The sequence below is a fragment of the Humibacter ginsenosidimutans genome (assembly GCF_007859675.1).
GTDB classification, from domain to species: domain Bacteria; phylum Actinomycetota; class Actinomycetes; order Actinomycetales; family Microbacteriaceae; genus Humibacter; species Humibacter ginsenosidimutans.
Genome location: NZ_CP042305.1, coordinates 4,000,622 through 4,027,110 on the forward strand (window position 1 = coordinate 4,000,622; position 26,489 = coordinate 4,027,110).

The following is a 26,489-nucleotide window of genomic DNA, read 5'->3' on the forward strand; positions in this document are numbered from 1 at the left end:
CGCACGAGCTTAGCCACGCACTTATGGCAGAGCGGTGAGCGTTCTCGTGTGCGGCCACGCGGCGATGGGGTGCGCCGGCCCGGTTGCTAAACTCCCGTGGTGCAGATTCGCGAATTGTCGGTGCCCGATGCGTACGAGATCACCCCGGTGCAGCACCGCGACGATCGCGGCGTGTTCCTCGAGTGGTACCGGTTCGACCGGCTCGAAGAGGCGGTGGGACACTCGTTGAATCTGCGCCAGGGCAACACGTCGGTGTCGCGGCGCGGGTCGGTGCGCGGCATCCATTTCGCGGATGTTCCGCCGAGCCAGGCGAAGTACGTCACGTGCACGCGCGGCGCCGTGCTCGACTTCGCGATCGACATCCGCGTGGGCTCGCCCACCTTCGGCAGCTGGGACACCGTGCTGCTCGACGATGTCGACCGCAGGGCGATCTATGTGGCGGAGGGCCTGGGACACTGCTTCGTCGCGCTCAGCGATGACGCAACGGTGAGCTATCTCGTGACCGACGTCTACAACCCTGGTCGTGAGCACGGAATCAATCCACTCGATCCCGACCTTGCGCTCCGATTCCCGCTCTCTGCTGAGGAGCTGTTGCTCTCGCCGAAAGACACGGATGCGCCGAACCTGGCGGCAGCCCGAGAACAGGGTCTGCTGCCCGACTACGAGACCGCGCGGGCGTTCTACGCCTCGCTGAACGGAGCGAACTGAGATGCGCGGCATCATCCTCGCCGGCGGATCCGGCACGCGGCTGTGGCCGATCACCAAGGGCATCTCGAAGCAGCTGATGCCCATCTATGACAAGCCGATGATCTACTACCCGTTGTCGACGCTGATGATGGCCGGCATCCGCGAGATCCTCATCATCACGACGCCGGAGTACAACGAGCAGTTCCGCGCGCTGCTGGGCGACGGGTCCGCGCTCGGCATCCGCCTGGAGTACGCGGTGCAGCCGTCGCCGGACGGTCTCGCGCAGGCGTTCATCATCGGTGAGGAGTTCATCGGCGATGAGTCCGTGGCGCTGGTGCTCGGCGACAACATCTTTCACGGAACCGGCCTCGGCACCGCGCTGCGACACGTCACCGACGGTGAGGGGGCGACGATCTTCGCCTATCACGTGAGCAACCCGCGGGCCTACGGTGTCGTCGAGTTCGACGATGACCTGAAGGCGGTGTCCATCGAGGAGAAGCCGACGCAGCCCAAGAGCAACTATGCGGTGCCGGGTCTCTATTTCTACGACAACGACGTCGTCGGGATCGCGAAGACGATCGAACCGAGTGCCCGCGGTGAACTCGAGATCTCCACGGTGAACGAGCGATACCTGTCGGCGGGCACGCTCAACGTGCAGGTGCTGGACCGGGGGACGGCGTGGCTCGACACGGGCACCTTCGAGTCGATGATGCAGGCGTCGGAGTACGTGCGGGTCATCGAGGATCGCCAGGGCACGAAGATCGGCTGCATCGAGGAGATCGCCTGGCGTGCCGGGTGGATCGACACCGACCAGCTTCGCCAGCTCGCCGCGCCTCTCGTCAAGAGCGGCTACGGCGCTTATCTGGAGCGACTCGTCGACGCAGACTGAACGTTCTCCTCAGCGCTGAGTCGACTCGATGGTCTGCTTCCACCTGCGCAACGACGTGATCTCCGGCAGGGCTGCGCGGTACTGCGCGCGCAGCCTGTCCCACTCGCGGCGGTAGCGGCGGTTGAGACGGATGGATTCCATCAGCAGTGAGCGGAACTTCTTCGGGTCGCGAATGTGCCAGGTGGCGCCGGAGCCCTCCGCGTTCGACACGAGCACGCTGTCCCAGTTCGGTACCTCGAACCAACGGGCATCCTGATACGCCAAGTGTCCCTTGGGCACGCTCACATCGCTGGTGACCTTGCGGCTGTGCCTGGAGACCTGACCGAGCAGCCAGAAGGCGAACCCGACGCCGTGCGGGCCGGGGTCGATGACCCGGTCGGTCAGCTCCTTGTTCTCCCTGGCGGGGAAGTGCGGAATCTCGGCGGATGCCTTCACGAGCGTGGCCTCGGTGAATCCGGCACCCATCGCGCGCACCCTGGGCAGTCTGTCGACCATGTCCGTGTGCAGCTGATCGGGCCCCTCGAACACGTTGCGGATGGCCGCCATGCGCATCGCGATCGTGTAATAGTCCATCGTCAGCAGGTTCTTCACGTCGCTGGCCAGCATCGAGCGCCACAGACGGCCGCCCCGCTTCTCCGGGGAGTGCAGCAGCGCGGCGATCAGCCGGTTGCGCTCGTGGAAGAACGCCTGCCAGTCGTGGGTGTCGTCTTTGTCGACCCACGACACGTGCCACACGGCAGCGCCCGGAAGGCTGACCGTGTTGTAGCCGTGCTCGCGGGCGCGCAGGGAGTATTCCGCGTCATCCCACTTGATGAAGACCGGGAGGGAGGCGCCGATCTCCTTGATGACCTGCACGGGGATGAGGCACATCCACCAGCCGTTGTAGTCCACGTCGTAGCGCCGGTGCATCCATTGCGTCTGGCGCAGGTTCGCGGTGCCGAAGTCGTGCCGCTCGGGCGTGAACGGCCCCCACATGAACGACGACCACTTGATGCCCTCGGCGAAGGCATGCAACTGCGCCTTGTCGTACATGTCGAACATGTGCCCGCCGACGATCGTCGGCGTGTGGCAGTAGTTCGCGAACGTGACGGCGCGACGAATGCTCTCCGGCTCGATCTCGACGTCGTCGTCGAGCAGGATGATGTAGCCCGACGTGCCCGCCTCGACGGTTTCGAGCATCCCACGGGAGAAACCGCCGGAGCCGCCGATGTTGGCCTGCTCGATGAGCTTCAGCTTGCCGTCGAGGGCGTCGACCGCCGTCTGGTAGCCGGGGTTGTCGGCGATGCGCTCGCTGCCCTGGTCGATGACCTGCACCCGGTCGAGCACCGCAAGCGCTTCTTTGTCATTGCCGATGGTCGCGAGCAGCCTGGTGCAGTAGTCACCGCGGTTGAGGGTGGTGATCGAGACCGTGGCATTGTCATCGGCTCGCTTCGGGGTGCCGTCCGGCGCGATCCAGTCGGCCTGCACCAACTCGAGGGCGCCGTCGCCGGCGATGAGATCGAACCAGAGCCATCCGCCGTCCAAGAAGCTGGTGAGCGGAATCGTGAAGGTCGAGACGGTCTGTCCCTCGACAGCGACACCGTCGACGCGTTGCACGACGGCTCGAGCGTTGGAGCGATAGACCACGATGCGTCCGGTGCCCGTCGTCTGCACACGCAGCTCCACAGACTCCAGCGACGTCCACGACTTCCAGTAGCTGGCCGGGAACGCGTTGAAGTAGGTGCCGAGGGATGTCGACTTGTACGACGGGATGCGCAGCCCGCGTCGCCCACGCAGCCAGCCGAGCCCGTTGCGGTCCGTCAGGCGTGCCGCGCGCTTGGGCTGCTGCACGGCCACGACTCCGCGCATGCGGGCGAGGCGCTCCTCGCTGGTCTCCTCCCGCCCCGACCACGACCACACCTCGGGGTCGAGGAAGAGCGGCAGAGCCTGCGGGTCACCGCTCTCGGGAAAGATGACTCGTTGCAGCACCGTCGCCTCGTCGGCGGCGATGCCGTCGACGGCATCCGGGGTCTCAGCGGTGTCGGCGCGACGTGCCATGGGTCAGACCTCCGGGGAGAGCAGGGGCTTGAGCTTGTTGGAGTACATCGACAGCGCCGACCCGATGGCCATGTGCATGTCGAGGTACTGGTAGGTGCCGAGGCGGCCGCCGAAGAACACGTTCGGCTCTCCGGCCTGCAATTCACGGTAGTGCAGCAGGCTTTCGCGGTCCGACGACGTGTTGACCGGGTAATAGGGCTCGTCGTCGCGGTTCGCGAACCGGGAGAACTCCCGCATGATCACGGTCTTGTCGCTCGGGTAGTCGCGCTCGGGGTGGAAGTGCCGGAACTCGTGGATGCGCGTGTACGGCACCGAGGCATCCGCATAGTTCATCACGGGGGTGCCCTGGAAGTCGCCGATCGGCAGCACTTCCTGCTCGAAGTCGAGCGTGCGCCACGACAGGGTGCCGCCCGTGTAGTCGAAGTAGCGGTCGACCGGTCCGGTGTAGACGACCGGGATGCGGCCGACGACCGCCTTCTTGTTGATCGGCTGCGACTCGTCGAAGAAATCGGTGCTCAGCCGCACCTCGATGTTCGGGTGGTCGGCCATGCGCTCGAGCCATGCCGTGTAGCCGTCGGCAGGCAGACCCTCGAAGGTGTCGTTGAAGTAGCGGTTGTCGTAGGTGTAGCGCACCGGCAGGCGGCTGATCACCTCGGCGGGCAGCTCGTCGGCCGGCGTCTGCCACTGCTTGGCCGTGTAGTCGCGGATGAAGGCCTCGAACAGTGGGCGGCCGATCAGCGCGATGCCCTTCTGCTCGAGGTTCGCAGCCTCGTGCACGTCGAACTCGGATGCCTGATCCGCGATGAGCGCACGGGCCTCGCCGGGGGCGTACGCGGACCGGAAGAACTGGTTGATCGTGCCCAGGTTGATCGGGAGAGGAAAGACCTCGCCCTGATAGTTCGTGTAGACGCGGTGCACATACGGCGTGAACGTCGTGAACCGGTTGACGTACTCCCACACCGGCGCGTTGGAGGTGTGGAAGAGGTGGGCGCCGTACTGGTGCACCTCGATGCCGGTCTCCGGCTCCGCCACGCTGTACGCGTTGCCGCCGATGTGCGGCCGGCGATCGATGATGAGCACCTTGAGCCCGAGTTCATCGGCGACCCGTTCGGCGATGGTGAGTCCGAAGAAGCCTGAGCCGACGACGATGAGGTCTGGGTTCACGGATGCCCGTCCTTTGCTGCGCGGGAATCGCGCGTTTCGTTGATCACGGCCAGCCATCGAGTTTACGGGAGAGCTGCTGGGATGCCGCCGGTCGCCCTTCTGCGATGGCACGACCGGCCGGATCGGACAGCGGCGGCTGATATGGTGTGCCGCGTGATTCGACCGACCCCTGCGACGTGCCGGCCGTCGATGAAGACTTCGAACGTTGTGCGCCGGTGGGGGTCGGCACGATGACGTGGTGGGCCATCGTGCCGCCTGTTCTGCTCGGCGCCGTCATCGTTCTGCTGCCCGGACTCGTCATCGCCTTCGCGTCATCTGCGCGCGGCGTGACCATGTGGGGGCTGGCTCCCGGTCTCTCGCTGACCGTCTACACCGTGGTCGGCGTGCTCTACGGCGTTCCGCATCTGCCGTTCACGCTCGGCACGGTGGCGATCGGAGCCGTCGTTCTCGTCGCCGTGGTCTCCGTCATCGCCCGGCTGGTCGTGAAGCGGCTCGGCCGGAACGGGCACGAGGCAGGCAGCAGCCTTCGTGATCCTCGGCTGATCGGCTGGGTGTCGCTGGCTGCCGTGGTCATCGCGTTCGTCGCCATCGCGGTGCGCTTCGCCGTCGTGTTCGGGCATCCCGACGCCGTGTCGCAGACGTTCGACGTCAACTTCCACCTCAACGGCGTGCGCTACATCGTGGACACGGCAGACGCGAGTCCGCTCACCTTCTCCGACCTGCAATATGCGACGAACGGTCTCGGTTCGTTCTACCCCAACCTTTGGCACATGGTCGCCGCCCTCATCGCCGAAGCCAGCGGGGCGAGCATCCCCGTCGTGGCGAACGCCTTCGCGATCGTGATCGGGGGTCTCATCTGGCCGTTGTCATGCCTGCTGCTGATGCGACAGCTGCTCGGACGGTCCGTCGCGGCAATGGTGACCACGGGCATCCTCTCGGCGGGCTTCACGGCGTTCCCGCTCCTGTTCGTGGGGTTCGGAGTGCTGTACCCCAACCTGCTCGGCATGGCGGTCGTTCCTGCGTGCCTCGGTGTGATCGCCCTCGCTTGCGGGCGCGCCACCGACCCGACGCTTCCACGCACCGTCGCGTGGCTCCTGCTGCTTGCGCTCATTCCGGGTCTCGCGCTGGCGCATCCGAATGCGCTCGTGACGATGCTGGGCATCGCGGCACCGCTCCTCGGCACCGGGTGGCTGTACTGGATACGAGGCGCCAAGGGGCGTGTCCGGGTGCTGGCCTGGGTTCTCGCTGCGGCAGTGGTGCTCGGGTACGCGGCAGTGTTCGTCGTGATCCGTCCGCCGGCGGCCGCGGCCACCTGGCATCCGACTCTGGGGCCATGGCGCGCACTGTTCAACGCGGCGGTGAACGCGCAGTTCGGGCCACCCGCGATCGTGATCAGCGTTCTCGCGATCGTCGGCGCGGTGGCCGCACTCGTGAAGCGCAGGCATCGCTGGCTGATCGTGGCCACCGTGCTCGTCGACGTGCTCTACGTGGCGACCGCGTACCTTCCGCTTGGCGACTTTCGGTACTGGGTGACTGGCATCTGGTACAGCGACATCTATCGCATCGTCGCGATGACCCCCCTCGTGCTGCTGCCGCTGAGCGTCATCGGAACGCTGTGGCTGGGCGAGCTTCTCGGCGCGGTCGTGGCGCGCTCGCGCGGCAGCCGCACACCGCCTCCTCTCGGCAGAGCGGTACTCGGCAGCTCTCTCGTTCTCGCGGTCGTCTTCGGTGTGTGCATGCAGGCGGGACCCGCGATGACCCACTCCACGCAGTGGGCGAACTCGGGCTATCAGTTGAATTCCGCATCGATTCTGCTCACGGCCGACGAGCGCGCCCTCATCGATCGTGTGGCGGGGGAGACTCCCGAGGATGCCGTCGTCGTGGGCGATCCGTGGACCGGTACGGCACTCGTGTGGGCACTGGCCGACCGCCGTGCCCTCGTTCCGCACATCTATGTGTCGCACACCGCCGACACGGCGCTGATCCTGAAGAGCCTGCGTCACGCGACACCCGGCTCTGCCGTGTGCAAAGCGGTGAAGGCGGAACATGTCACCTACGCGCTCGATTTCGGCGACATCGGGGTGTTCGGGAAGACCACGCAGTACCCGGGCGTGCACCACCTGAATCGGAGTCCCGCGCTCACCCTCGTGGACCATCAAGGAGATGCGGCGCTCTACCGCATCACCGGTTGCGACTGAGCACCTTCAGCGCCGATCAGCGAGCGGTCGCCTCGGTGTCGCCCACGATGAGCGTGCGATAGGCGCGCCGGCGAACCCACTCCGGAACGAGCCGGTAGCCGCCGCGCACGACGATGTTGCGGGCGAACTGCGCCCGCGAGGTGAACCCTGACGCTCGGAACGCGCGCTGCAGCATCCATTCGCTCTTGAGCAGTTTCAGGCCGCCGCGCCGTTTGTAGGCGCCCGAGGAGACTCGATAGCGCACCAGCGCCTCTGGCGAGTTGATCGCCCGTACGCCGCCGGCGAGCATGCGGGCGAAGAGCCAGTAGTCCTCCATCATGCCCAACGGCTGGTAGCCGCCGGCCTTGTCGACGGCAGCTTTCGTGTAGACGACGCTCGGGTGGTTGAACGGATCGTGGAATCGTGCGTAGGCCCCGATCTCCTCGGGGTCGGTCGGCGGGATGCGCCGTACCCCCAACTGCTCGCCCGCCTCCGTCTCCGTGAACTCGCGAAGGCCGCTGCCCACGAGCTCGTATCCCTGCGCGATGAGGTCGAGTTGCACGGTGAAGCGGTTCGGCTCTGACACGTCGTCTGCGTCGATCCGTGCGACGACATCGAAGGCGCATTCCGCGAGTCCGGCTGTGAGCGCTTCCGCAAGCCCCCTGTTCTCGGGCAGGATGACGATCTTCAATGGCACCGGAGTCGACTTGTCGAGCTCGGCGATCGCCGACACGATCGGTGCCGACACTGGCCCGTCTTGCACCAGAACCACTTCGGACGGCGGGAGTGTCTGCTCCATCACGGTGCTGCGGTAGGCGCGAAGGAGAAACTCCGCGGAGTCTCCGTTGTACACCGGCAAGAGGAGGGAGAACCCAGGCAGAGACGTCGTCACCCGTCCCCCTCTTCGAAGTCGGCAAGCGAGGCGGCGACGGAGGCCCCAACGCCGAGCCCGGCCAGGTACTCGCTGTTGCGGTGCGGGCGCGACCGGATGCCGTCCCGCCAGCCGGCACGGAACGTGCGCGCGATGGTGGGCCGGTCTGTCGAATGCCGATACGTGCGCAGCCAGCGGCGAGCAGTGGCCGCCAGGTACAATGGGGTCTCGAACCAACTCAGCGCCCTCGAGGCGCGGAACAGCCAGAGCTTGTTGCGCACCTCGTAATAGAACCGTTCGCCCGGATCCGTGTCGGTGTCGGCTCTGGCCTTGGTCTTGTGCAGCACGACGCTGTTCGGAACGAACAGTCCGCGTCTCCTGCGCAGGATGCGGGCGGTGAACTCGAAGTCGTCGTTCCAGATGAAGTATTCGGCGACCGGCAGGCCGTCCGTCCGCACGGCACCGGCATCCACGAGCACCGACACGAACGATGCACTGCGCACGGGCACGCTCTCCGCCGACGCGGCGTCACGACGTTCGCCCGCGGCGGCGAGCGGTTTGCGGCGCGGTGTGTTCATGGGGTGATCGAGACCATCGGTCCACACGACTCGGGAGGCGAGCAACGCCGGCGTCTCGCGTGACTTCGATCTGGCATCCAACATGGCGTGCAAGGCCGTTGGGGTGGGGATCGTGTCGTCGTCCATGATCCAGACGAGATCGGCGTTGTCGGCGGTGATCGCGCGATCGATGCCGATCGCGAATCCCCCGGCGCCTCCCGTGTTGACCTCGACCTGAACGAGATCGACATCGGGAAACCGCGCCGTCACCGCATCATGGGTTCCGTCGGTCGAAGCGTTGTCGACCACGACGATCGCGTCGAGGCTCCGCGTCTGATCGCACAGCGCGGAGAGGCACTCCATGAGCAGATCACGCCGGTTGTAGGCGACGACCACGGCGACTACGCGCACTCCTGCACCCTCCGATTCGAGCGACACCGCGAACCGCCGTCGAATGCGAGGCACACCGTGAACGCGCGGGACCGATGGAGTTTATCGGCAAAGCTTGTGCGGGGTCGGGTCGACGGGCCCGACGGAGCAGTCGTTCGCCGACGTCGTTCAGCGCTCAGGATGCGTCGCTCTCGTCGGCGGCGAGACGGTCGCCAAGGCCTGCCTGGCGCTCCAGCTCTCTGATGCGCAGTTCTTGCATCGCCGATTGCTCGGCGAGCGCACGCGTCTTGGTCTCCATCGTCGTCAGCTCAGCGCTGTGCTGCAGACACACGAGGAAGAGGATCGCGATGCTCACGAAGAACACGAGGTTGGTCGGCAACTGCACACCCACGAGATGCGCAGCCCACTCGAGCGTCTTGGGAAAGACGCCTGCGATGAGGGCGAGGACACCGGCGATCAACCACCAGAGCGCATGCCGTTCGCGAAGCTTCCCGCGTCGCAACATCTCGATCACGATGACGAGCACGAGGAGGGCGGCGACGACGCCCAGGATGTAGCTGGCGACGGTCATGCTGCTCCTTCGGGCATCCGTGCCGTCGGTCTCAGCAACCCGATCAGCAGCGCGAGGCTCGCGCGACCGAGGTACACGGCGGACTTGAGAGGGTTGTGCGACGGCTTCCCCGTCGTGCGCTCGCGCATCGGAGTGGGCACCTGCACGATCCGCAGACCCGCTTTCGACGCGATGACGAGTGCCTCGATCGTGTCCCCCAGGTACTCGGCGGGATAATTGGACGCGAAGAGCCGGACGGCGCGCGGGCCCATGGCCTTGAAGCCCGAGGTCGTGTCGGTCAGCTTCGTGTGGGCGATGCGACTGAGCACGGAGGCCAGCAGCGACATCGCCCATTTGCGGGGGCCGCGCACCCTGTAGGTGGCGTCACCGGAGAAGCGGGTGCCGATCACGATGTCGGCCTGCTCGAGATGCCGAAGCAGGGTGGGCACCTCCGACGGGTAGTGCTGGCCGTCCGAGTCGACCTGCACGACGTTGTCGAAGCCGTTGTCGAGTGCATATCGGAAGCCGAGGCGCATGGCTCCGCCCACTCCGAGATTGAACGGCAGCTGAGCGACTCTCGCTCCGGCCCGGTTCGCCTCCGACGCCGTGGCGTCCGACGAGCCGTCGTCGATCACCAGGCAGGTGACACCGTGCAGCGTGCTCAGCACCTCCTCGACGACGGAGGCCACGCTCGCCTGCTCATTGAGCGCAGGCATCACGATGAGAGTGCGCTCGAGCTCGGCTGGCATGCACGGAATTCTACCGGGCGCTCGATCGGTGCGGCCCAGCGCCGCGTGCGACGAGGGTGGCTCCGTGGGGAAGAATCGATGCGTGACCGAATCCGCAGCAACCCGCATTGTGGCCGTCGTCTCGGTGTTCCATCCGGATACCGAGGTCGCCGTCAATGTGGCGGCCATCGCGGCACAGGCGACCGAGACGATCGTCGTCGATGACGGCAGCGGGGCCGGCTACGACGACGCCCGCAGCGCGATCACCGCTACGGGGGCACGACTCATCGTGCTCGAAGAGAACGTCGGCATCGCGGCGGCCCTGAATGCGGGCGTCAAGGCAGTCGAGCTGCACGACGGCGATGTGGTCATCACGTTCGACCAAGACAGCGCTCCACCGGCCGGATTCATCACCGCTCTCGTCGAGACTCTGCACGACGCGACGCGCTCCGGCCTCGAGGTCGCGATCGTGGCGCCCGCAACGTTCGCAGGCGTTGACCAGACGGGCGGGGAACTCGCGAACGGGATGCCGGAGGCTCTGCGCCCGATCCAGTCCGGCATGCTCGTCACGGCGTCGTCGCTGCGCAAGGTCGGACTCTTCGACGAAGGGCTCTTCATCGACCTCGTCGACGTCGAGTTCTACCTGCGGATCCGGGCAGCGGGAATGGCCAGCGTCGCCGTGCGCGGACTCGACCTGCCCCACGAGTTGGGCGCCTTCCAGTCGATGACCGTGCTCGGGCGGCGCGTCAGCACGACGCTGAGCACGCCGTTCCGCTATTACTACCGATCGCGCAACCGGGTGATCGTCACACGACGGTTTCGGGCCGGCGCACGCCGGCTGCTTCGCCAGGAGGCGTTTCGCGATTCGGTGCATTTCGTGCTGGCCACGGTTTTCGCCTCGCGGCGCGGCGCGTTCCTCACGCTGCTTCGTCGCGGACGGCGCGACGGCAGACGGGGAATCACCGGACGCATGCCCGATGACCTGCGTGCGACGGCATCCTCGATCTCCTGGCGCGGTACGCGCGTCGAGCGGCCGCAGCCGCCAGGGCGCTCCTAGGGCGCGTTCGTGGAGGCGGGCACGGCGATGGAACGACCGCGCACGAACCAACCGGCGACCCAGCCGCCCAGATACTCCACGACGCTGCGTCCCGCCACGAGGCCACGCTTGCGGGCATCACGGATGAACGCGAACGTGTGGGCGAAACCTCGCTTCCGGCCGTAGAGCTCCAGAAGCAGCTCGACGTCCGCCGACGGCGGGACGCGTCGCGCGAGCGTCTCGACCATGAGCTGGCGCCAGCCGACCGAGACCTTGAACACGGCGCGCGCCACAGCGGCCGGACCGTGTCCCCCCTCATAACGGTCCGCGATGGAGCGGACCGTCGCCCAGCTCGACGCGGGGTTGACCGCGCTCGACTCGCTGAGCATCTCACCGATCGCATTGCCGCCGTGCTGCACATAGTCCTGCACGACGTCCTGCGTCACCACGGTGCCGGAGGCTGCGGATGCGCAGACCGCGAGCCAGTGGTCGTGCACCTCCGACGGCGTGGCCAAACGGGGAAAAGGGAGCGCGATGTCGATGAGATCGCGCCGCATGACGCAGATGCCCCCCGTGAACTGATTCGTGAGCGTGAAGTGCGCCGCCGAGAGGTCCATGCGTTCCGTGTTCGGCGTGATCACTCGACCCGACGGGTATTCCACGACCCGGGCCTGCCCGGAGACCAGCGAGTGGTTCTCGAGGTGGGGGAGCAGGGTCTCCAGCTTGTTCGGATACCAGTAGTCGTCTTGATCGCTCAGTGCGATCCAGGACGCCCGGGGATCGGATGCCGCGACGACCCGTTCGAAGTTGCCGTAGAAGCCGCAACGGTCATCGAAACCGATCACGGTGAATCGGTCGTCGCCCGGCACGGCCAGCGCGACGGATTCCGCGACGCGATCGGGTGATCCGTCTGCCGAGATCAGGCATTCGAAATCGGTGTGCGTCTGGGCGGCAATCGACCTCAGCTGCCGAGCGAACAGTTCGGGATCCGGGTTGTAGGCGGCCATGGCTATCGTTCCGAACGCGGCGCGCTCCTGCATGCTGATGGTGCCTCCGGTCGGTGGTGTCGCGGATAGCGTGCGGTCAGCCCGTAGACTCCAGAGGTCCGATCCTCAAGGAAAGACCTGTGTCCCCGCGCGCGCTCATCAGTATCTCAAAGCGGATCGCGGGGTTCGCCGTTCCCGTCGCCGCGAGCACCGTGCTCGGCATCGTCACCATCCCGTTGCTGGTCGCATCGCTCGGCGCAGCCGAGTGGGGCTCGCTGGCCGTGGTGCAGGCGACGAGTCAGCTCGTCGGCATCTTCGTCGCGTTCGGCTGGGGTGCCACGGGGCCGTCCACGGTGGCGTCCACCGCTCGGCAGTTGCGGCCGCAGCTCTACCTGCGCTCCTTGGTGGCCCGTGTCTATCTCTTCGTCATCGGAGTCGTCGCCGCGGCCGTCATCCTCGCGTTTCTGACCCGCGGCGAGATCGCCGTGTCGGTCGTCGGCGCCGTCACCTACCTGCTGCCATTCTTGGGCGCCAGCTGGTATTTCGTCGGTGAGTCGAGGCCATGGCGACTCTTCGTCTGCGACTCGCTGCCGACACTGCTCGGCACGCTCGGCGGCCTTGCGGCAGCCGCCGCGACGCGCAATCTGATCGCGTTCCTCATCGTGCAGGCGTGTGGAAGCCTCGTCGCCGTGATCGTGGATGCCGTGGTCGTGCTGCACGGGTCGGGCGCCACTGTGCGCGGCCTGGCCAGGCCATCCTCGGTGGTCTCCAGCCTTGGCGGCCAGCGCCATGCCGTGACCAGCGCGCTGACGTCGGGCCTGTACGTCAATCTCCCGCTCCTCTCGATTCAGACCTTCATGCCAGGGTTCGTTCCCGTCTATGCACTTGCGGACCGGTTCTTCAAATACGCCAACGTCGCCTTCTCACCGGTGCAGCAGTTCCTGCAGGGCTGGGTCCCCGAGCTGGGGGAGCGCGCGTCCTACTCGCGCATGCGTCACGCCACGGCGGCGGGTGCAGGTTTCGGGCTGATCGGAGGCATCCTCGTCGCCGTACTCGCCCGTCCCGTCGCGTGGCTGTTGTCGGGCGGTGAGATCCAGGTGCCGTTCTCACTCAGCATTCCCCTCGGCGTGGCCTTCGTCTTCGTCGCGGCATCGGCCGTGATCGGGTATGCCTGCCTGGTGCCCGTGGGACGCGAGCGGGCTCTCGCGGCTTCGACCGTCGTCGGGGCCTGTGTCGGCGCGCCGCTCATCATCCTGTTCGCCGCTTTGCATCTGCCCGCGCTCGTCGCGTGGTCTGTCGCGGTCTCCGAGGCAGTCGTCGCCACCTATCAATATGCCGTGCTGCGCCAGGAACTGGGGCGACGCCTCGGTGCAGCCGAGCCGACCGGCGAGGAGCAGTCGCGTGGCTGAGCGCGAGACCATTTCTGTCAGCGTCTGCATGGCGACATACAACGGCGCGCGTTACGTGGTCGAGCAACTCGATTCGATCCTCGCTCAGCTCCCGCACGACGGCGAGGTCGTCGTCGTCGATGATGCCTCCCACGATGAGACGGTCTCGTTGGTGCGCGGCATCGGGGACGCGCGGATCCGCGTCATCGAGCAGAGCGAGAACAGCGGCTACGTCGCCACCTTCGAGCGCGCGATCGCAGAGGCGCGCGGTGACATCGTCATGCTCAGCGATCAAGACGACGTGTGGGTCGAGGGCCGTGTCGATGCGCTGCGCGAGGCGCTGACGCGCGCTGAGGTGGTGGCATCCGATCTGGCGTTGTATCCCGATGGTGCGCCGCTGCCGACGCCTTTCGGCGGCAAGTCATGGCGGCTTCCCTCGCAACCACGGCAGCATCGGTTGCGCAACACGGTGGGCATCCTGGCCGGCGCCATGCCGTATTTCGGATGCGCCATGGCCTTCAGGCGCTCGGCGGTCTCCTGGGTGCTCCCCTTTCCCTCGTTCCTGGTCGAGTCCCACGACCTGTGGATCGCGTTGTGCGGCAACGCGGCGCGCTCGATGGGGCACGTGCAAACGGTCACGGTGCTTCGCAGGCTCCACGATTCGAATGCCTCCCCGAGCCGGCCGCGGGGCCCGGTCAGCGTGTTGAGGTCGCGATGGATGCTTCTACGGGCGGTTCGCGAAGCGTCGCGTCGTCATCGTCTGCGTGCGTGACGACGCACGCCAACCGGCACCGCGACGACTGTCGGAGTGCCGGTCTGCGCCGTCTCGTGTGGCGGCGCTCAGCGCACGATGTGTTTCATGAGGCTGCGGATGCCGGCCATGTCGCCGTGCGCCGCAGCCGCAGCCAGACGGGTGACGGCGTTCAGCCGCGATGTCCAGTGGCGGCGAGCTGCGCGCTCAGCGTGGTGCCATCCCATGTCGTCGCAGCGTTGCGCGGTGTGCGCGAAAAGCGCTGCCTCCTCCGCGAAGCGTGTCCCGTCGGTGGCAGTCCATGACGAAACGCTGGCCTCGTGTCGGCGATATTCGAACGTCGTCGCGTCGTCGAGCGCGAGCGTTCCACCGTCGAGCACGATGTCCAGCTGCAGGGCGAGATCGAGAACGACTCCGTACTCTTCGCGGAACCCGTAGGAGGCGAGTCGATCGCGCCGCCAACAGATCGACGGAAAGTAGGTCCAGTTGCCGCGCAGCAGTCCGGCGGCCAGCGGTTCGCCGCTCAGGACTGTCGGTGCGGTGGTGTGCGGACGTAGCCGTGCTTTGAGCCGGTCGGCCAGGGGCATCCGCTCGCGCCCGTCCGCTCCGATCACCGCGACGCCCGGCTGGAAGTAGGAGGCGTCCGGATAACGGTCGATGAGGGCGCGCATCTTCGCCACGTAATCGGCGCGCATGATGTCGTCGCACCCCATGATGACCACATGATCGGCGGTGGCCAGCTCGATAGACCGTTGGAAATTGCCGGTCACTCCCAGGTTCTGAGGGTTGCGCACGTAGCTGACGTTCGGGTCGGCGAGAGACTCGACCCAACGACCCGGTTCCGGGTCGGGATAGTGGTCGTCGATCACCGTGAGATGCCAGCCATCCGACGCCTGGCGCACGACGCTGCGGACGGCGTCCCGAAGCAGCACGGGGTCCCCGTAGAACGGCATCATGATGTCGATCGTCACTGTGCGACCCTGAACACTCGGCGGCGGAGAACGATGAGCTGATACACGAGAACCATGATCTCGGAGAGCGCGAGTACCGTCGTCACGCCGACGAGCCCGACCGTCAGGGCGGCGGGAATGAGCCCGAGCGCTCCCACGATGGCTCCGGCCACCGTGCTCCAGGCCAGCGCTGCCGTCATGCGGTAGGTGGTGAGAACCGCGAATCCGGTGACCTGCGAGATCAGCATGGCGGCAAGCGCGGCCGCGAGCGTGCACGACACCGCATAGTCGATGTGCAGCGTGCCGCCAGAAAGAAGCGAACCCACCCAGGGCGAGGCCGCTGCGTACAGGATGCCGCCTGCAAGGCCGAGATACACGGTCAAGGTGGTGATGCGCTTTGCGCGGTGAAGCTGCTCGCCGGGGTCGGGTCGTGGCACGTAGCCCTGGGCGATCTGCACATACGGACGTGTTGCATAGAGTCCGAGACGCATGATGCGTTCGGCGAGCGCGTACACGGCGGTCAGCTGGGGCAGGAAGATCTGCACGACGACGATCGGCAGGTTCACGTACAGGGTGGACACGGCCGACATCGAGACCGCCGGGATGTGCTCGCGCATGCGCAGGATGGCCCTCGACAGCGAGAGGTCCACTCGCCATCCGCTGTACCGTCCGAGGATGCTCGCGCTCGACATGGCCGTCGCCGCGACTCCTCCGAGCAGCTGGATCACGACGAACCACAAGGCGTTGCCCGTGACGAACAGCAACAGGGCTCCCACCAGGGAACCGGCCTGTCGCGGAAGCGTCTCCAACAGGAGGAACCGGATCGCACTGTGTTCGCCGACGAAGAAGAATCCTGCAGAGAGCGCGGGGAACAGGGCTGAGAGCAGGGCGAGCAGGCCGATGGCGGGCTGCGACGGCACCAGGATCAGGGTGATCACGGCGCAGACGATGGCGACTCCGACGAAGAGCCACGACCTGCTGACGACGGAATCCAGGTAGTACTGACCACGTCGGTCGTCGGTCAGCTGCGCAGTCTCGGTCGGCCCCGTCACGCCCCAGCCGGCGCTGGCGAGAACCATTCCGAATCCGGCCACGCCTTGAGCCACGGCGATGGTCGCCCAGGTATGCGCCCCTGCGACGATGATCACGACAGGAATGACCGCGACGCTGACGATGCCGCCGGTGACCACGGACAGGCCATAGCCGCTCGAGGCACGAATCACGCCGCGAACATTCGCCATGGCCCGGGACTCCGTACGTGCTCTGCCCTGGTGGGCGTTCCGCTGGCCCGCTGCGGGAATGTGCGTCGGGTCGGTCGATGATATCAACCGGTATCCGCCTGCTCGTGCCGGCGGGCGACACCGGGAGCCTCGCAGCCGTGGCGCGCAGCAGTCGGCCGAAAAGCTCACCTACTGTGTACCCGTGACCCGCCCTGCGTCCCTCGCCCGCCTCTGCGCGCTGCTCGTCGTCGTCGTACTCGGGGCGTACGCCTGCTTCTGGAATCTCGCCGCACAGAACGTGACGGGGGACGAGTACATCTACGTGACGGCCGGATGGCAGTACGTGCACGGGGATTTCGCCGCCAACCGGGAGCATCCGCCCACTGCCAAGTATCTGTTCGGCCTCGCGCAGCTGCTCGGCGGTCAGGGCGCGCTCGCACCACGCATTCTGGTCGGCCTGCTCGTGCTGGGCGTTGCCGCGATCATCTTCTTCTGGCTCAAACGGGAGGCGGGCTGGTGGGCCGGGCTGGCTTCGGCTGCGTTCTGGCTGTTGATGCCGCGAGCCAACGCCGGTGATCGCATCGACCGACTCGCGCTGCTCGAGCCGGTGATGATGTTCTTCGCTGTCGCCGCACTGTTCGCAGGATGGAGATGGGCTCGGACGGGCAAGACCTGGATGCTCGCCGTCTCAGGCGCGCTTCTCGGCGCTTCAGTGACATCGAAGGTCTCGACGATCGCGCTCGTGCCCGCATTTCTCCTGCTGCCGTATCTGTTCACGGGGTTGAGGCGCTGGCGACCGGCTGTTCGCGCGAACCTGATCTGGCTCTCCGCTTTCGTGGTCACCGCTGTGGCTCTCTATCTCCCGATGGGCATGCGGTCGGCCATCGGCTACATGCTCAAGGTGCAAGACGGGCAGAACGTCAATGGGCACGACATCCCGATAGCCGGGCACATCTATCGATTCGCACCGTGGTGGGGGAACTTCTGGTTTCTCGCAGAAGGGATCGGGGTGGCTGCGCTCGTGGTCATCGTGGTGGGCGTTGCGCTTGCCATTTGGCTGCGGCCAGACAAGCTGATCGCCTATCTCGGGGCCGCTCTTCTTCTGCTCATCGTGTTCTACACGATCGCGGCGAGGATCGCTCTCCCGCACTATTACTATGCGTGGACGCCTCTGCTCGTGATCCTCGCGGGGCTCGGCTATGCGCGCGTAGCACAACGTCTCAGGCGACCGGTCTCGGTGTCGCTGCTGGCCGTCGCAGCGCTGGTCGCGCTGGTCGCGGCCGTGCAGTTCACCGTCGTCGTCGCTCAGGACAGGCCGACGGGAATCGCGAGAGTCTCTGACGAACTGCGTTCGCACGGTGTCGGAGACGGCCCGCTCCTCGCGGTGGGAATGATGCCCGGAGTGTACGTGCCGTATCCGGCGCTCAACATTTCTGAAGATCCGTCAAGGGGCCCTTTCGTTGCCGTCGTGGTCGGCGACGACCCACGCTTTCACCTCGATCCCACGTTGAAACGGCTGTTGAAGAACGAGCGAAGTCGCTTCACCGTGATCACGCTCGACTCGCTGCAGCTGTGGGTTCCACACGGTCTCGTGGAACACGGGCCGACGGGATTCGTGCTTTCGTCCTGACCGCGCGGTTATGATTCCTCGGCCAGACGTCGTCGACTACTTCTCGACGACGGTGCATGAAAACAATGAATGGTCGCCGCAGGCTCGGCGACACGAGGCCCGCCAACAGGGGAGCGAGACCGTGCCGCAGAGGGACATCCTCGTCATCATCCCGACCTACAACGAGGCCGAGAACGTCGAAACCGCCATTCAGCGAGTGCTCGCCGTGCTGCCGGATGTCGACATCATGATCGTCGATGACGGAAGCCCGGACGGGACAGGCGAAATCGTGCGCAGGATCTCGGCGAACGACGACCGGGTGTCGTTGATGGAGCGCACAGGGAAGCGCGGACTGGGACCCGCCTATCTCGATGGCTTCGCACACGGGATGGCCAGCGGCCACACCCTCCTCATCGAGATGGATGCCGACGGCTCGCATCCTGCGTCGGCACTGCCCGCGATGTTGGCGGCGATTCGGTCGGCGGATTCGGTCGGCGGGGTCATCGGCTCTCGCTGGGTGACCGGTGGTGCCGTCGTGGACTGGCCGAAGAGCAGACGACTGATCAGCCGCGGAGGCAGCACGTACGCTCGCGTCATGCTCGGGCTCAAGGTTCGCGACGTCACGGCCGGCTTCCGTGTCTACAAGGCGTCGGCGTTGCAGGCGATCGAGTTGGAGACCGTGCAGTCGCAGGGGTACTGCTTCCAGATCGACATGACGAGGCGCATGGCGGCCAACGGGTTCGGCCTGGTCGAGGTGCCGATCACCTTCAAGGACCGTGTGGCAGGCACGTCGAAGATGAGCAAGGCGATCGTCGTCGAAGCCATGCTGAGGGTCACGATCTGGGGGTTCGAGCGGCTGGTGGGCAAGGAACGTGGCCGTCGGGAGTCGCGCGACGCGAAACGGGTCGTGGAGCAGCCGTCAGCCGTGTCGTACGAGAAGCACGAGGGGTGGAGCTGAGCCGCGGGGCATATCCCGTCTTTGCCGCACCGGCCGGGCTTCACGACGCGGAGTTCGGCGCCGCAGGCAGCGCCTGCCGCCACGACATGCCCTGCGACGCCTTCACGGTGCAGATGACCGTGAGCATCCATCCGCTCTCGATGAGGATGGTGCTCTCGGCCATCGCGGTGCCGATCAGAGCGATGAGGATGAGCGGCGGCCACGCGTAGATCACGCTGCGCTTGTTGCTCCCCAGCAACCACGACCGTCCCATCGCGAGACCCAGCAGCAGAAGGAAGAGCAGGAAGCCGATGAGGCCGACCTGCAGCCAGACATCCAGGAACGCGTTGAGGCCGTTGGCGTGCGGTGAGCCGGTCAGCGCGTTGATCAATGAGTAGGGCGGCAGCGAACCGCGCCAGAAGCCGATCCAGCCCCAGCCGAGCAACTCGTTGACGGGGATGAGATGCCAGATCTGCAACCACACCTCGTACCGCACGGTGATCACGGAGTGGCCGTGCAGCAGGTCGATGATCGGGGCTCGGAAGATGAAAGCGAGCACGGCGACCACGGCGGTGACCGTTCCCGTGGTCACTTGAACGGCGAACTTCCAGCGCTCGTTCCTGATGTGGCGGATGCCGAACAGTGCGGCGGCCGCGACCACGATGATGACGATCATGATGGCGATCACCGGCGAGCTGGTGAACGCCAGACACAGCACAGCCACGGCGACCGAGAACACGGCGAGGCCGAGACCGACCGACTTCGTGCGCCACTCGATGATGAACGTGACCGCCGCGATCAGCGCGACGAGGCCGAGCTGATTGCGGCTCCCGAACAGCCCGGAGATCGGACCGCCCTGCGCGAGGTTGCCGGCGATCCCCAGAAACCTGATGGGGGCGTCGATGAGCAGTCCGCTGAAGACCTCGAGGGCGAGGGATGCGGTCAGCAGCACTCGCAGAACATCACCGATCACGCGCACGATCTGAATGGCATCCCGCACCAGCGCCAGGTACAGCGCGAAGAACGTGAACACCCACTGGTAGAGCACGGCGGCGAGCGTCGCCCACTGGTAGTTGCTCCACACGATGGATGCCGCGCACCACCCCACGAACACCAGCAGCGAGACCGGGAGCAGGCCATGCCATTCGATGACGTTCCAGTGCGCGACGAACGAGGCGACGGTCAGCACGACGAGAGCGGCGAGCACGCCGATGAGGCCGGGCCAGCCGACCGTGTCTCGGATGGCCGTGGTGAGGAACGCGGATCCCACGATGCACAGCGAGAGCGCGCGAGAGAACTTGGCCGATTCGAACAGCGACCGGGTGAGCACGAACCACTGCGGAGCGCGTTGCGGCTGGGCCATGCGGTTGTGAGACCCCTCGTCGATGTTCACCCGGGCGTCACAAGTTTACGTGCGCGTCGTCGTCACGGTCTCTCGAGCTTCGTCTTCACGCTGAACAGCACGAGCAGAGCGAAGCCGATCTCGATCAGCATCCTGCTCTCGGTGAACGACTGCGCGATGGCTGCGGACATCATGAGCAGGGGGAGCAGTGAGATCGCGGTGTACGGCACGTCGGGCCGCACGACGCCCGCACCGTCGAACGGCGCCCGGTCGACGGCCATGAACCACGACCGGCCGAACGTGGAGAGCACGAGCAGCACGAAGACGACGAGGCCGACGATGCCCAGCTGCAGCCAGACGTCGAGGTAGGCGTTGTGCGCCTGGAGATATTCGACGCCGTTGCGGATGGCGAGTCCCTTGAACGGCTCCGCCCATGGCACCCAGTAGCTCACCCAGCCCCACCCGAAGGCCGGCTTCTGCTGCGCGAGGTGGATGACCGCCGCCCAGATGTTCGTGCGTCCCGTGAGGTCGGCGCCCTTGCCGAGCAGGCTCGTGATCGTGCCCCAGAACAGCACGATGGATGCCGCCCCCGCCGCCACGACGACGGCTCCCGTCACATAGACAGGCACCCTTCTGCCCTGCGGCACGCTCCTCGTCCACCACACGAACAGCAGCACCACGCAGGTCACGAGCAGCGCGACGATCACGGTCGAGGACCGGGTGAGCAGAAACGTCACGGCAGCCAGAACGACCCACACGATGCCCGCCGTGCGGTTGACGGTGCGTTCGGCCAGCTGGATGCCGAACACGATCAGCGCGTAGAGCGTGATCATGCCGAGGATGTCGCTGTTGCCGACGATGCCCTGGATCTTGCCGCCGTGGAACAGCAGGTCGCGGCTCCAGTAGTACGCGTCGGGCAACTTGCCCGCCGGGTAATGCACCCAGAACGGCAGAATGTGGTGCCTGATGAAGACCGACACGAAAAGCTCGAACACGAGCGAGAGGGCGACGATCCAGCGCAGGGCGGCGCCGAGCGCGCGCAGCACCTGGTGCCACGTGAGGCAGAGCGCGAAGAAGACGCCCGCGATCGCCGTCGCCAGCTGGGCGATCGTGCCCAGCACGGACGCCCCGCGATACGACGACCAGGCGATCGAGGCGATGCACAGCAACAGGAACAGCAGCAGCGTCTTCGGCCACGTGCGGATCGGCACGCGCGGTCGTGCGCGCACGAGAAAGACGATGCTCCCTGCGAGGCAGAGTGCGACGACGATCCCCCAGCCGTACCAGCTGATGCTGTAGCGCCAGAAGTCGCCGGCGAAGAGGGTGAAGAACGTGAAACCGGCGAAGGCGAGCATCCAGCCCTGCCCGGACGGCACAGTGCGGGGCGCCGTCACCGGCCGGGCTTCGGTGGTCATGGGTTCACTGTATCGGCGCGAGCGCTGGCAGCTCGCTCGGCTCAACGACGGCCGCCGCCCTGCACCGTCGAAGGCCCGAAGGGATGCCCTGTCGCAGCCGGCCCCTGCACGCCTACCCTGAGCACATGTTCACCGTGCGCACCAGCAACGTCGCGGGCCGCAGCGCCGCCATCGGGGCGGCCGGTCCGTTCACCCTCGTCGTCGATCGCTCACCGGACGCCGGTGGCGACGGTCTCGGGTTCAGCGGCGGCCAGCTGCTCTACCTGGCGGTGGCCGGCTGCGTCTCCAACGACCTGTTCCGCGAGGCGGATGCCGCTGGCATCCGGCTGCGCTCCGTTGCCGTCACGGTGGTCGGCGATTTCGCCGGCTCGCCTGCGGTGTCCGACGCCGTGTCGTACGACGTGGAGCTCGCCGGCGACGCCGACGAGCAGACCCTCCGTGCGCTCGCCGAACGCGTCGACGCGATCGCCGAAGTGCCCAACTCGCTGCGCGGCGGCACTCCGGTCGCGCTGCGCCACGTCACGGTCGGCTGATGCCGACCTCCGCGCTCACACGAACGCGGCGACTCCCGTGATGGCGCGCCCGACGATGAGCGTGTTCATCTCGCGCGTGCCCTCGTACGAGTACACGGCCTCGGCGTCGTTGAAGAACCTGGTCACGTCGTAGTCGAGCACGATGCCGTTGCCGCCGAAGATCTCGCGAGCCCAGGCGACCGTCTCGCGCATGCGCGAGGTGGTGAAGGCCTTCGCGAGCGCCGAGTGCTCGTCGCGCTGGGTGCCGGCGTCGAGCATCCTCGACACCTGAACGACGAGCGCGAGCGACGCGGTGATGTTCGCCAGCGACTTGGCGAGCAGGTCCTGCACGAGCTGGTGGGAGGCGATCGGCTTGCCGAACTGCACCCGCTCGCTCGCGTACTTCACGGCAGCCTCGTACGCGCCCACTGCTACCCCGACGGCCGCCCACGCGACCTCGGCGCGCGTGGCGCGCAGCACCTTGGCCGTGTCGCGGAACGAGTTCGCGTTCTGCAGCCGAAGGCGCTCTGGCACCCGCACGTTCTCCAGTGTGATGTCGGCGTTCTGCACCGACCTCAGAGCCTGCTTGCCCTCGATCTTGGTCGCCGTGTAGCCGGGAGTCTCGGTCGGCACGATGAAGCCCTTCACCTGGCCGTCGGCCACGTCTTTGGCCCAGATGACGGTGATGTCGCTGAACGTGGCGTTGCCGATCCAGCGCTTGGCGCCGTTGATGACCCACTCATCGCCCTGGCGCTCTGCGGTCGTGCGGAGGCCCTGAGCGGAGTCGGATCCGCTGAGCGGCTCGGTCAGCCCGAACGCGCCGATGATCTCGCCGGAGGCCAGCTTCGGGAGCCACTCGTCCTTCTGCTCCTGCGAGCCGCACGCGCTCAGCGTTCCCGCGGCGAGCCCGTTCTGCACGCCGACGTAGGTCGCGACCGACCCGTCGACGCGTGCCAGTTCGAGCGCGACGAACCCGCGGAACACAGCGGAGTTGTCGAACGGCTTGGTCTCGTCCCACGCGAACGAGGCGACGCCGAGGCGGTGCAGCTCAGGGATGACCTGCTTCGGAAACTCCGCGCGCTCCCAGTACTCGTTGACGATCGGCTTCACCTCGGTCTCGAGGTAGGCGCGCAGCGCGGCGATCGCCTCCTTCTCCTGGTCGGTGAGCTCGTTCTCGAACCCGTAGAAATCTGCGGCAAGCTGCTCGAAGGCCATGGGTGTGCTCCAGTGCTCAGGTGGCGTGTCGGACCGCGCAGGGCCAGGCACCCGGCACGGACGAAAGGATGCGGTCAGCCTAGGCAGCGGCATCCGTGCTCCCAAGGCCGTTGGTACTCTGCGACTAATCAGACGAAAGGGCAGGTGCGGATGTTTGTGCGCATCGACAACGTTCCGCGTGACTATGCGTGGGGCTCCTTGCACGGCATCGCGGATCTGCTCGGCAGGCCCGCCTCCGGTGGACCCCAGGCGGAGCTCTGGCTCGGTGCTCATCCTGGGTCACCGAGCTTCCTGGTGCACCCCACCGGTGAGGAGGGGACGCTGGCCGAACTCATCGCGGACGAGCCGGCTCAGACGCTCGGCGCCGACTGGCTGGCCGAATCGTCGTACGACGGCGCACCGCGACTCGGGTTCCTGCTGAAGGTGCTGTCGGCGGCCAGTCCGCTCTCGCTCCAGGCGCATCCGTCGTCGGAGCAGGCCCAGGCGGGCTTCGACCGCGAGAACGAACTCGGCATTCCGCTGGACTCGCCCGACCGCAACTACAAGGACCCGTTCCACAAGCCGGAGCTCATCTACGCGCTGACCCCGTTCGACGCCCTGTGCGGATTCCGCGACGTGTCCACCTCTCTCGCGGTGCTCGATCGGCTGATCGCCACGGGGCGCGCCGAAGTGCTGCCGCACGACGAGCTCGACGTGCTGCGCGCCATCCTGCACGACGCGGTCAGCGAGGAGTCGGCGCTGCGCGCGGCCGTCGGCCTGCTGCTCGGCGGCGGCGAGGGTGTGGAGGAGATGGTGGCGCAGGCGACGGCGATCGCCCGCACACCCAAGGCGGAGGGGATGCCCGAGCTCGGCATCGTGCGCGTCATCGCCGACGCCTATCCCGGCGACCCTGGCATCGTGCTTGCTCTGCTGCTGCATCGCGTCGCGCTCGACCCGGGGCAGGCGCTGTATCTGCCGGCCGGCAACATCCACGCCTACCTGAAGGGCACAGGAATCGAGCTGATGGCCGCGTCGGACAACGTGCTGCGCGGCGGTCTCACGCCCAAGCACATCGACGTGCCGGAGCTGCTGCGCGTGCTCGACTTCACTCCGGTGCCCGCACCTCTGCTGGCGCCGGCGCGCCTGGGCTCCGCGCAGGTGTTCAGCCCCGACGTGCCCGACTTCAGGCTGCTGCACGTCACGGCGGATGCCGAGCTCGAGCTCAGGGGGCCGGCCATCGTTCTCTGCACCGCGGGCGCGGCATCCATCACGGGGGCCGAGCACACGCAGGAGCTCTCGCGTGGGGAGGCCGTGTTCGTGTCGCCCGACGAAGCAAGGCTGCGCATGGCGCCGACCGACGGCGGCGTGCTGTTCGTCGCGACGGGCAATCGCTGAGAGACGAGTGGCCGCCGCGCTCCAGGCGGCCGTCGAGTCGGACGCGCTGAGAGATTCCTTCGCCGCCCGATAGGTTGGACGCCATGGCATGGTTGGTGACCGGCGGGGCCGGGTACATCGGGGCGCACGTCGTGCGGGCGTTCGGTGAAGCGGGAATCGACACGGTCGTGCTCGACGACGTTTCGAGCGGTCACGAGAGCTTCGTGCCCGCCGAGGTGCCGCTCGTGCGCGGCACGATCCTCGACGGCGCTCTGCTGCAGGACATCTTCGCCACGCACGAGATCTCCGGTGTCATGCACATCGCTGGATTCAAGTACGCCGGCGTCTCGGTGCAGCGACCGCTGCACACGTACGAACAGAACGTCACGGGCACGGCCACGCTGCTGGCCGCCATGGCGGACGCGGGCGTCGGCAGGATCGTCTTCTCCTCCAGCGCCGCCGTCTACGGCACTCCCGATGTCGACCTCGTCACCGAGGACACGCAGAAGGCGCCGGAGTCGCCGTACGGCGAGTCGAAGCTGATCGGAGAGTGGTTGCTGCGCGACCAGGGAGTCGCCACCGGGCTGCGGCACACCAGCCTGAGGTACTTCAACGTTGTCGGCTCTGGCTATCCGGATGTCTACGACACGAGCCCGCACAACCTCTTCCCCCTGGTCTTCGACGCTCTCTTGGCCGGCCGCACGCCGCGCATCAACGGCGACGACTACCCGACGCCCGACGGCACGTGCGTGCGCGACTACCTGCACGTCGCCGACCTTGCTCACTCGCACGTCGTTGCGGCGCGGCGACTGGAGTCCGGCGACGAGCTCGAGTCCGCATACAACCTGGGCAGCGGAGACGGCGCCTCGGTGGGGGAGATCATGTCGACGGTCGCCGAGGTCACGGGCATCGACTTCACGCCGGAGATCGCGCCGAGGCGCGCGGGCGATCCGGCGCGCATCGTCGCCTCGGGGGAGCTGGCAGCGCGGGATCTGGATTGGAAGATGCGCTACACGCTTCGGCAGATGGTGGAGAGCGCGTGGTCGGCCAGGCACGCGGCATCCAACGCCGACTGAGGATTTCACCCGTGCGGCGGCGGCAGGGCGCGGCCGAGACCCGCGGTCGGGCGTGTCTCGGCGGCATCCTCGCGCGATCCGCGCCCTGACGCGGATCGCGTCGACCCGCCATCGCAGCGCGTGAAATTGTTGCCGCTTCTTCGGCGCGTCGTGAACCCTCCAGCGAGCGTTGAGCCTTTACGATTCGCGACTTGACGCGATCGAACTACACCGGTGTAATTAGTGAAACGCCCCGGGCGCGACAACGGGCCGGGAGGCGTGGCAACACAGGTGGGGAGATCGATATGGCGATGAGCGAATATCGACCGGGGGTACCCGACAATTGGTTCGTCGATCCCGTTCGGCTGGGGGTGCCGGGGGTTCGGTCGCACGAAGACGACGAGGAAAATCCTCTGTCGTGGCAGTCAGATGCACTGTGCGCGCAGACCGATCCCGAGGCGTTCTTTCCCGAAAAAGGGGGATCGACGCGGGATGCCAAGAAGATCTGCACGTCGTGCGAGGTGCGGGCGCAGTGCCTGCAGTACGCGCTGGAGAACGACGAGCGGTTCGGCATCTGGGGCGGACTCTCGGAGCGTGAACGTCGCAAGCTGCGCAAGCGCGCAGGCTGAGCCGAGGGCCCGGGCGGGCGTGTCCGTGAGCGAGCAATTCA

Annotated in this window: 24 protein-coding genes; 12 read left to right on the forward strand and 12 right to left on the reverse strand. The window is 66.8% G+C overall.

Features of this window, described 5'->3' with window-relative positions; translation table 11 throughout:
• Window positions 1–99: 99 nt before the first annotated feature.
• Together FPZ11_RS18285 and rfbA are read left to right on the forward strand one after the other, a co-directional pair.
• Window positions 100–708 (forward strand): dTDP-4-dehydrorhamnose 3,5-epimerase family protein, encoded by a 609-nt coding sequence (locus tag FPZ11_RS18285; RefSeq protein WP_146322440.1) that lies wholly within the window; start codon window positions 100–102, stop codon window positions 706–708.
• 1 nt (window position 709) lies between these two features.
• Entirely contained in the window at window positions 710–1,576 is an 867-nt protein-coding gene (rfbA, locus tag FPZ11_RS18290) for a glucose-1-phosphate thymidylyltransferase RfbA (RefSeq protein ID WP_146322441.1), read from the forward strand.
• Window positions 1,577–1,585: 9 nt separating this feature from the next.
• Here rfbA and FPZ11_RS18295 read toward each other — a convergent pair whose 3' ends face one another.
• Both FPZ11_RS18295 and glf read right to left on the reverse strand, forming a co-directional pair.
• Window positions 1,586–3,613, reverse strand: coding sequence for a glycosyltransferase (locus FPZ11_RS18295; RefSeq protein ID WP_146322442.1), 2,028 nt, complete (start codon window positions 3,611–3,613; stop codon window positions 1,586–1,588).
• A 3-nt stretch (window positions 3,614–3,616) separates the two neighbouring features.
• A complete protein-coding gene (gene glf, locus FPZ11_RS18300) occupies window positions 3,617–4,777 on the reverse strand; it encodes a UDP-galactopyranose mutase (RefSeq protein WP_146322443.1) in 1,161 nt (386 codons plus the stop codon).
• Window positions 4,778–4,992: 215 nt separating this feature from the next.
• Here glf and FPZ11_RS18305 point away from each other — a divergent pair, with 215 nt between their 5' ends.
• Window positions 4,993–6,975, forward strand: coding sequence for a DUF6541 family protein (locus FPZ11_RS18305; RefSeq protein WP_146322444.1), 1,983 nt, complete (start codon window positions 4,993–4,995; stop codon window positions 6,973–6,975).
• A 16-nt stretch (window positions 6,976–6,991) separates the two neighbouring features.
• Here FPZ11_RS18305 and FPZ11_RS19570 read toward each other — a convergent pair whose 3' ends face one another.
• The 4 genes from FPZ11_RS19570 to FPZ11_RS18325 all read right to left on the reverse strand — a co-directional run bounded on the left by FPZ11_RS19570 (window position 6,992) and on the right by FPZ11_RS18325 (window position 10,071).
• Window positions 6,992–7,846 (reverse strand): glycosyltransferase, encoded by an 855-nt coding sequence (locus FPZ11_RS19570; protein ID WP_246846399.1) that lies wholly within the window; start codon window positions 7,844–7,846, stop codon window positions 6,992–6,994.
• The gene (locus FPZ11_RS19575; protein WP_246846401.1) at window positions 7,843–8,820 is read right to left on the reverse strand and encodes a glycosyltransferase; all 978 of its coding nucleotides are present in this window, start codon (window positions 8,818–8,820) and stop codon (window positions 7,843–7,845) included. Before FPZ11_RS19575 ends, FPZ11_RS19570 begins: the two co-directional genes overlap by 4 nt.
• 127 nt (window positions 8,821–8,947) lie before the next feature.
• Window positions 8,948–9,343, reverse strand: coding sequence for a DUF2304 domain-containing protein (locus tag FPZ11_RS18320; RefSeq protein ID WP_146322445.1), 396 nt, complete (start codon window positions 9,341–9,343; stop codon window positions 8,948–8,950).
• Window positions 9,340–10,071 (reverse strand): glycosyltransferase family 2 protein, encoded by a 732-nt coding sequence (locus FPZ11_RS18325; protein WP_146322446.1) that lies wholly within the window; start codon window positions 10,069–10,071, stop codon window positions 9,340–9,342. The genes FPZ11_RS18320 and FPZ11_RS18325 overlap by 4 nt, the downstream gene beginning before the upstream one ends.
• A gap of 82 nt (window positions 10,072–10,153) precedes the next feature.
• Between FPZ11_RS18325 and FPZ11_RS18330 the strand changes: the two genes are divergently transcribed.
• Entirely contained in the window at window positions 10,154–11,107 is a 954-nt protein-coding gene (locus FPZ11_RS18330; protein ID WP_168203914.1) for a glycosyltransferase, read from the forward strand.
• Here FPZ11_RS18330 and FPZ11_RS18335 read toward each other — a convergent pair.
• The gene (locus FPZ11_RS18335; protein ID WP_146322448.1) at window positions 11,104–12,126 is read right to left on the reverse strand and encodes a glycosyltransferase; all 1,023 of its coding nucleotides are present in this window, start codon (window positions 12,124–12,126) and stop codon (window positions 11,104–11,106) included. The two genes, FPZ11_RS18330 and FPZ11_RS18335, sit on opposite strands and share 4 nt — an antisense overlap.
• 86 nt (window positions 12,127–12,212) lie before the next feature.
• Here FPZ11_RS18335 and FPZ11_RS18340 point away from each other — a divergent pair, with 86 nt between their 5' ends.
• Both FPZ11_RS18340 and FPZ11_RS18345 read left to right on the forward strand, forming a co-directional pair.
• A complete protein-coding gene (locus tag FPZ11_RS18340; RefSeq protein ID WP_146322449.1) occupies window positions 12,213–13,481 on the forward strand; it encodes a lipopolysaccharide biosynthesis protein in 1,269 nt (422 codons plus the stop codon).
• Window positions 13,474–14,232, forward strand: a complete 759-nt coding sequence (locus FPZ11_RS18345; RefSeq protein ID WP_246846402.1) for a glycosyltransferase — start codon at window positions 13,474–13,476, stop codon at window positions 14,230–14,232. The genes FPZ11_RS18340 and FPZ11_RS18345 overlap by 8 nt, the downstream gene beginning before the upstream one ends.
• Window positions 14,233–14,300: 68 nt before the next feature.
• Here the strand turns inward: FPZ11_RS18345 and FPZ11_RS18350 are convergent, their stop codons facing one another.
• Window positions 14,301–15,182 carry a glycosyltransferase family 2 protein gene (locus tag FPZ11_RS18350; RefSeq protein WP_146322450.1) on the reverse strand — a complete coding sequence of 294 codons (882 nt, stop codon included), beginning with the start codon at window positions 15,180–15,182 and terminating at the stop codon, window positions 14,301–14,303.
• Complete coding sequence (locus tag FPZ11_RS18355; RefSeq protein WP_146322451.1) at window positions 15,179–16,402, reverse strand: polysaccharide biosynthesis protein; 1,224 nt, start codon at window positions 16,400–16,402, stop codon at window positions 15,179–15,181. The genes FPZ11_RS18350 and FPZ11_RS18355 overlap by 4 nt, the downstream gene beginning before the upstream one ends.
• 181 nt (window positions 16,403–16,583) lie before the next feature.
• Between FPZ11_RS18355 and FPZ11_RS18360 the strand changes: the two genes are divergently transcribed.
• Complete coding sequence (locus tag FPZ11_RS18360) at window positions 16,584–18,011, forward strand: ArnT family glycosyltransferase (protein WP_168203915.1); 1,428 nt, start codon at window positions 16,584–16,586, stop codon at window positions 18,009–18,011.
• 121 nt (window positions 18,012–18,132) lie between these two features.
• On the forward strand, window positions 18,133–18,948 hold the full coding sequence (locus tag FPZ11_RS18365; protein WP_246846404.1) for a polyprenol monophosphomannose synthase: 816 nt from the start codon (window positions 18,133–18,135) through the stop codon (window positions 18,946–18,948).
• 40 nt (window positions 18,949–18,988) lie between these two features.
• On the opposite strand, the gene FPZ11_RS18370 is transcribed toward FPZ11_RS18365, so the two are convergent.
• Both FPZ11_RS18370 and FPZ11_RS18375 read right to left on the reverse strand, forming a co-directional pair.
• A complete protein-coding gene (locus tag FPZ11_RS18370) occupies window positions 18,989–20,320 on the reverse strand; it encodes an exopolysaccharide production protein (RefSeq protein ID WP_246846405.1) in 1,332 nt (443 codons plus the stop codon).
• A gap of 32 nt (window positions 20,321–20,352) precedes the next feature.
• Complete coding sequence (locus tag FPZ11_RS18375) at window positions 20,353–21,684, reverse strand: O-antigen ligase family protein (protein ID WP_146322454.1); 1,332 nt, start codon at window positions 21,682–21,684, stop codon at window positions 20,353–20,355.
• Window positions 21,685–21,809: 125 nt separating this feature from the next.
• Here FPZ11_RS18375 and FPZ11_RS18380 point away from each other — a divergent pair, with 125 nt between their 5' ends.
• Window positions 21,810–22,217, forward strand: a complete 408-nt coding sequence (locus FPZ11_RS18380) for an OsmC family protein (RefSeq protein WP_146322455.1) — start codon at window positions 21,810–21,812, stop codon at window positions 22,215–22,217.
• A 15-nt stretch (window positions 22,218–22,232) separates the two neighbouring features.
• Here FPZ11_RS18380 and FPZ11_RS18385 read toward each other — a convergent pair whose 3' ends face one another.
• The gene (locus FPZ11_RS18385) at window positions 22,233–23,411 is read right to left on the reverse strand and encodes an acyl-CoA dehydrogenase family protein (protein ID WP_146322456.1); all 1,179 of its coding nucleotides are present in this window, start codon (window positions 23,409–23,411) and stop codon (window positions 22,233–22,235) included.
• Window positions 23,412–23,561: 150 nt separating this feature from the next.
• Here FPZ11_RS18385 and manA point away from each other — a divergent pair, with 150 nt between their 5' ends.
• From manA to FPZ11_RS18400, 3 genes are all read left to right on the forward strand, one after another.
• The gene (gene manA / locus FPZ11_RS18390) at window positions 23,562–24,785 is read left to right on the forward strand and encodes a mannose-6-phosphate isomerase, class I (RefSeq protein WP_246846406.1); all 1,224 of its coding nucleotides are present in this window, start codon (window positions 23,562–23,564) and stop codon (window positions 24,783–24,785) included.
• A gap of 83 nt (window positions 24,786–24,868) precedes the next feature.
• Window positions 24,869–25,840 (forward strand): UDP-glucose 4-epimerase GalE, encoded by a 972-nt coding sequence (gene galE, locus FPZ11_RS18395; protein ID WP_146322457.1) that lies wholly within the window; start codon window positions 24,869–24,871, stop codon window positions 25,838–25,840.
• Window positions 25,841–26,130: 290 nt separating this feature from the next.
• Complete coding sequence (locus FPZ11_RS18400) at window positions 26,131–26,448, forward strand: WhiB family transcriptional regulator (protein WP_437438608.1); 318 nt, start codon at window positions 26,131–26,133, stop codon at window positions 26,446–26,448.
• Window positions 26,449–26,489 lie beyond the last annotated feature (41 nt).

What these genes read in the sequence shown, in the direction of transcription:
- rfbA (WP_146322441.1), top strand. Translation starts at nt 710, where the DNA reads ATGCGCGGCATCATCCTCGCCGGCGGATCCGGCACGCGGCTGTGGCCG.
- FPZ11_RS18295 (WP_146322442.1), bottom strand. Translation starts at nt 3,613, where the DNA reads ATGGCACGTCGCGCCGACACCGCTGAGACCCCGGATGCCGTCGACGGC.
- FPZ11_RS18320 (WP_146322445.1), bottom strand. Translation starts at nt 9,343, where the DNA reads ATGACCGTCGCCAGCTACATCCTGGGCGTCGTCGCCGCCCTCCTCGTG.
- FPZ11_RS18325 (WP_146322446.1), bottom strand. Translation starts at nt 10,071, where the DNA reads ATGCCAGCCGAGCTCGAGCGCACTCTCATCGTGATGCCTGCGCTCAAT.
- FPZ11_RS18335 (WP_146322448.1), bottom strand. Translation starts at nt 12,126, where the DNA reads ATGCAGGAGCGCGCCGCGTTCGGAACGATAGCCATGGCCGCCTACAAC.
- FPZ11_RS18355 (WP_146322451.1), bottom strand. Translation starts at nt 16,402, where the DNA reads ATGGCGAATGTTCGCGGCGTGATTCGTGCCTCGAGCGGCTATGGCCTG.
- FPZ11_RS18375 (WP_146322454.1), bottom strand. Translation starts at nt 21,684, where the DNA reads ATGACCACCGAAGCCCGGCCGGTGACGGCGCCCCGCACTGTGCCGTCC.
- FPZ11_RS18380 (WP_146322455.1), top strand. Translation starts at nt 21,810, where the DNA reads ATGTTCACCGTGCGCACCAGCAACGTCGCGGGCCGCAGCGCCGCCATC.
- FPZ11_RS18385 (WP_146322456.1), bottom strand. Translation starts at nt 23,411, where the DNA reads ATGGCCTTCGAGCAGCTTGCCGCAGATTTCTACGGGTTCGAGAACGAG.
- manA (WP_246846406.1), top strand. Translation starts at nt 23,562, where the DNA reads ATGTTTGTGCGCATCGACAACGTTCCGCGTGACTATGCGTGGGGCTCC.
- galE (WP_146322457.1), top strand. Translation starts at nt 24,869, where the DNA reads ATGGCATGGTTGGTGACCGGCGGGGCCGGGTACATCGGGGCGCACGTC.
- FPZ11_RS18400 (WP_437438608.1), top strand. Translation starts at nt 26,131, where the DNA reads ATGAGCGAATATCGACCGGGGGTACCCGACAATTGGTTCGTCGATCCC.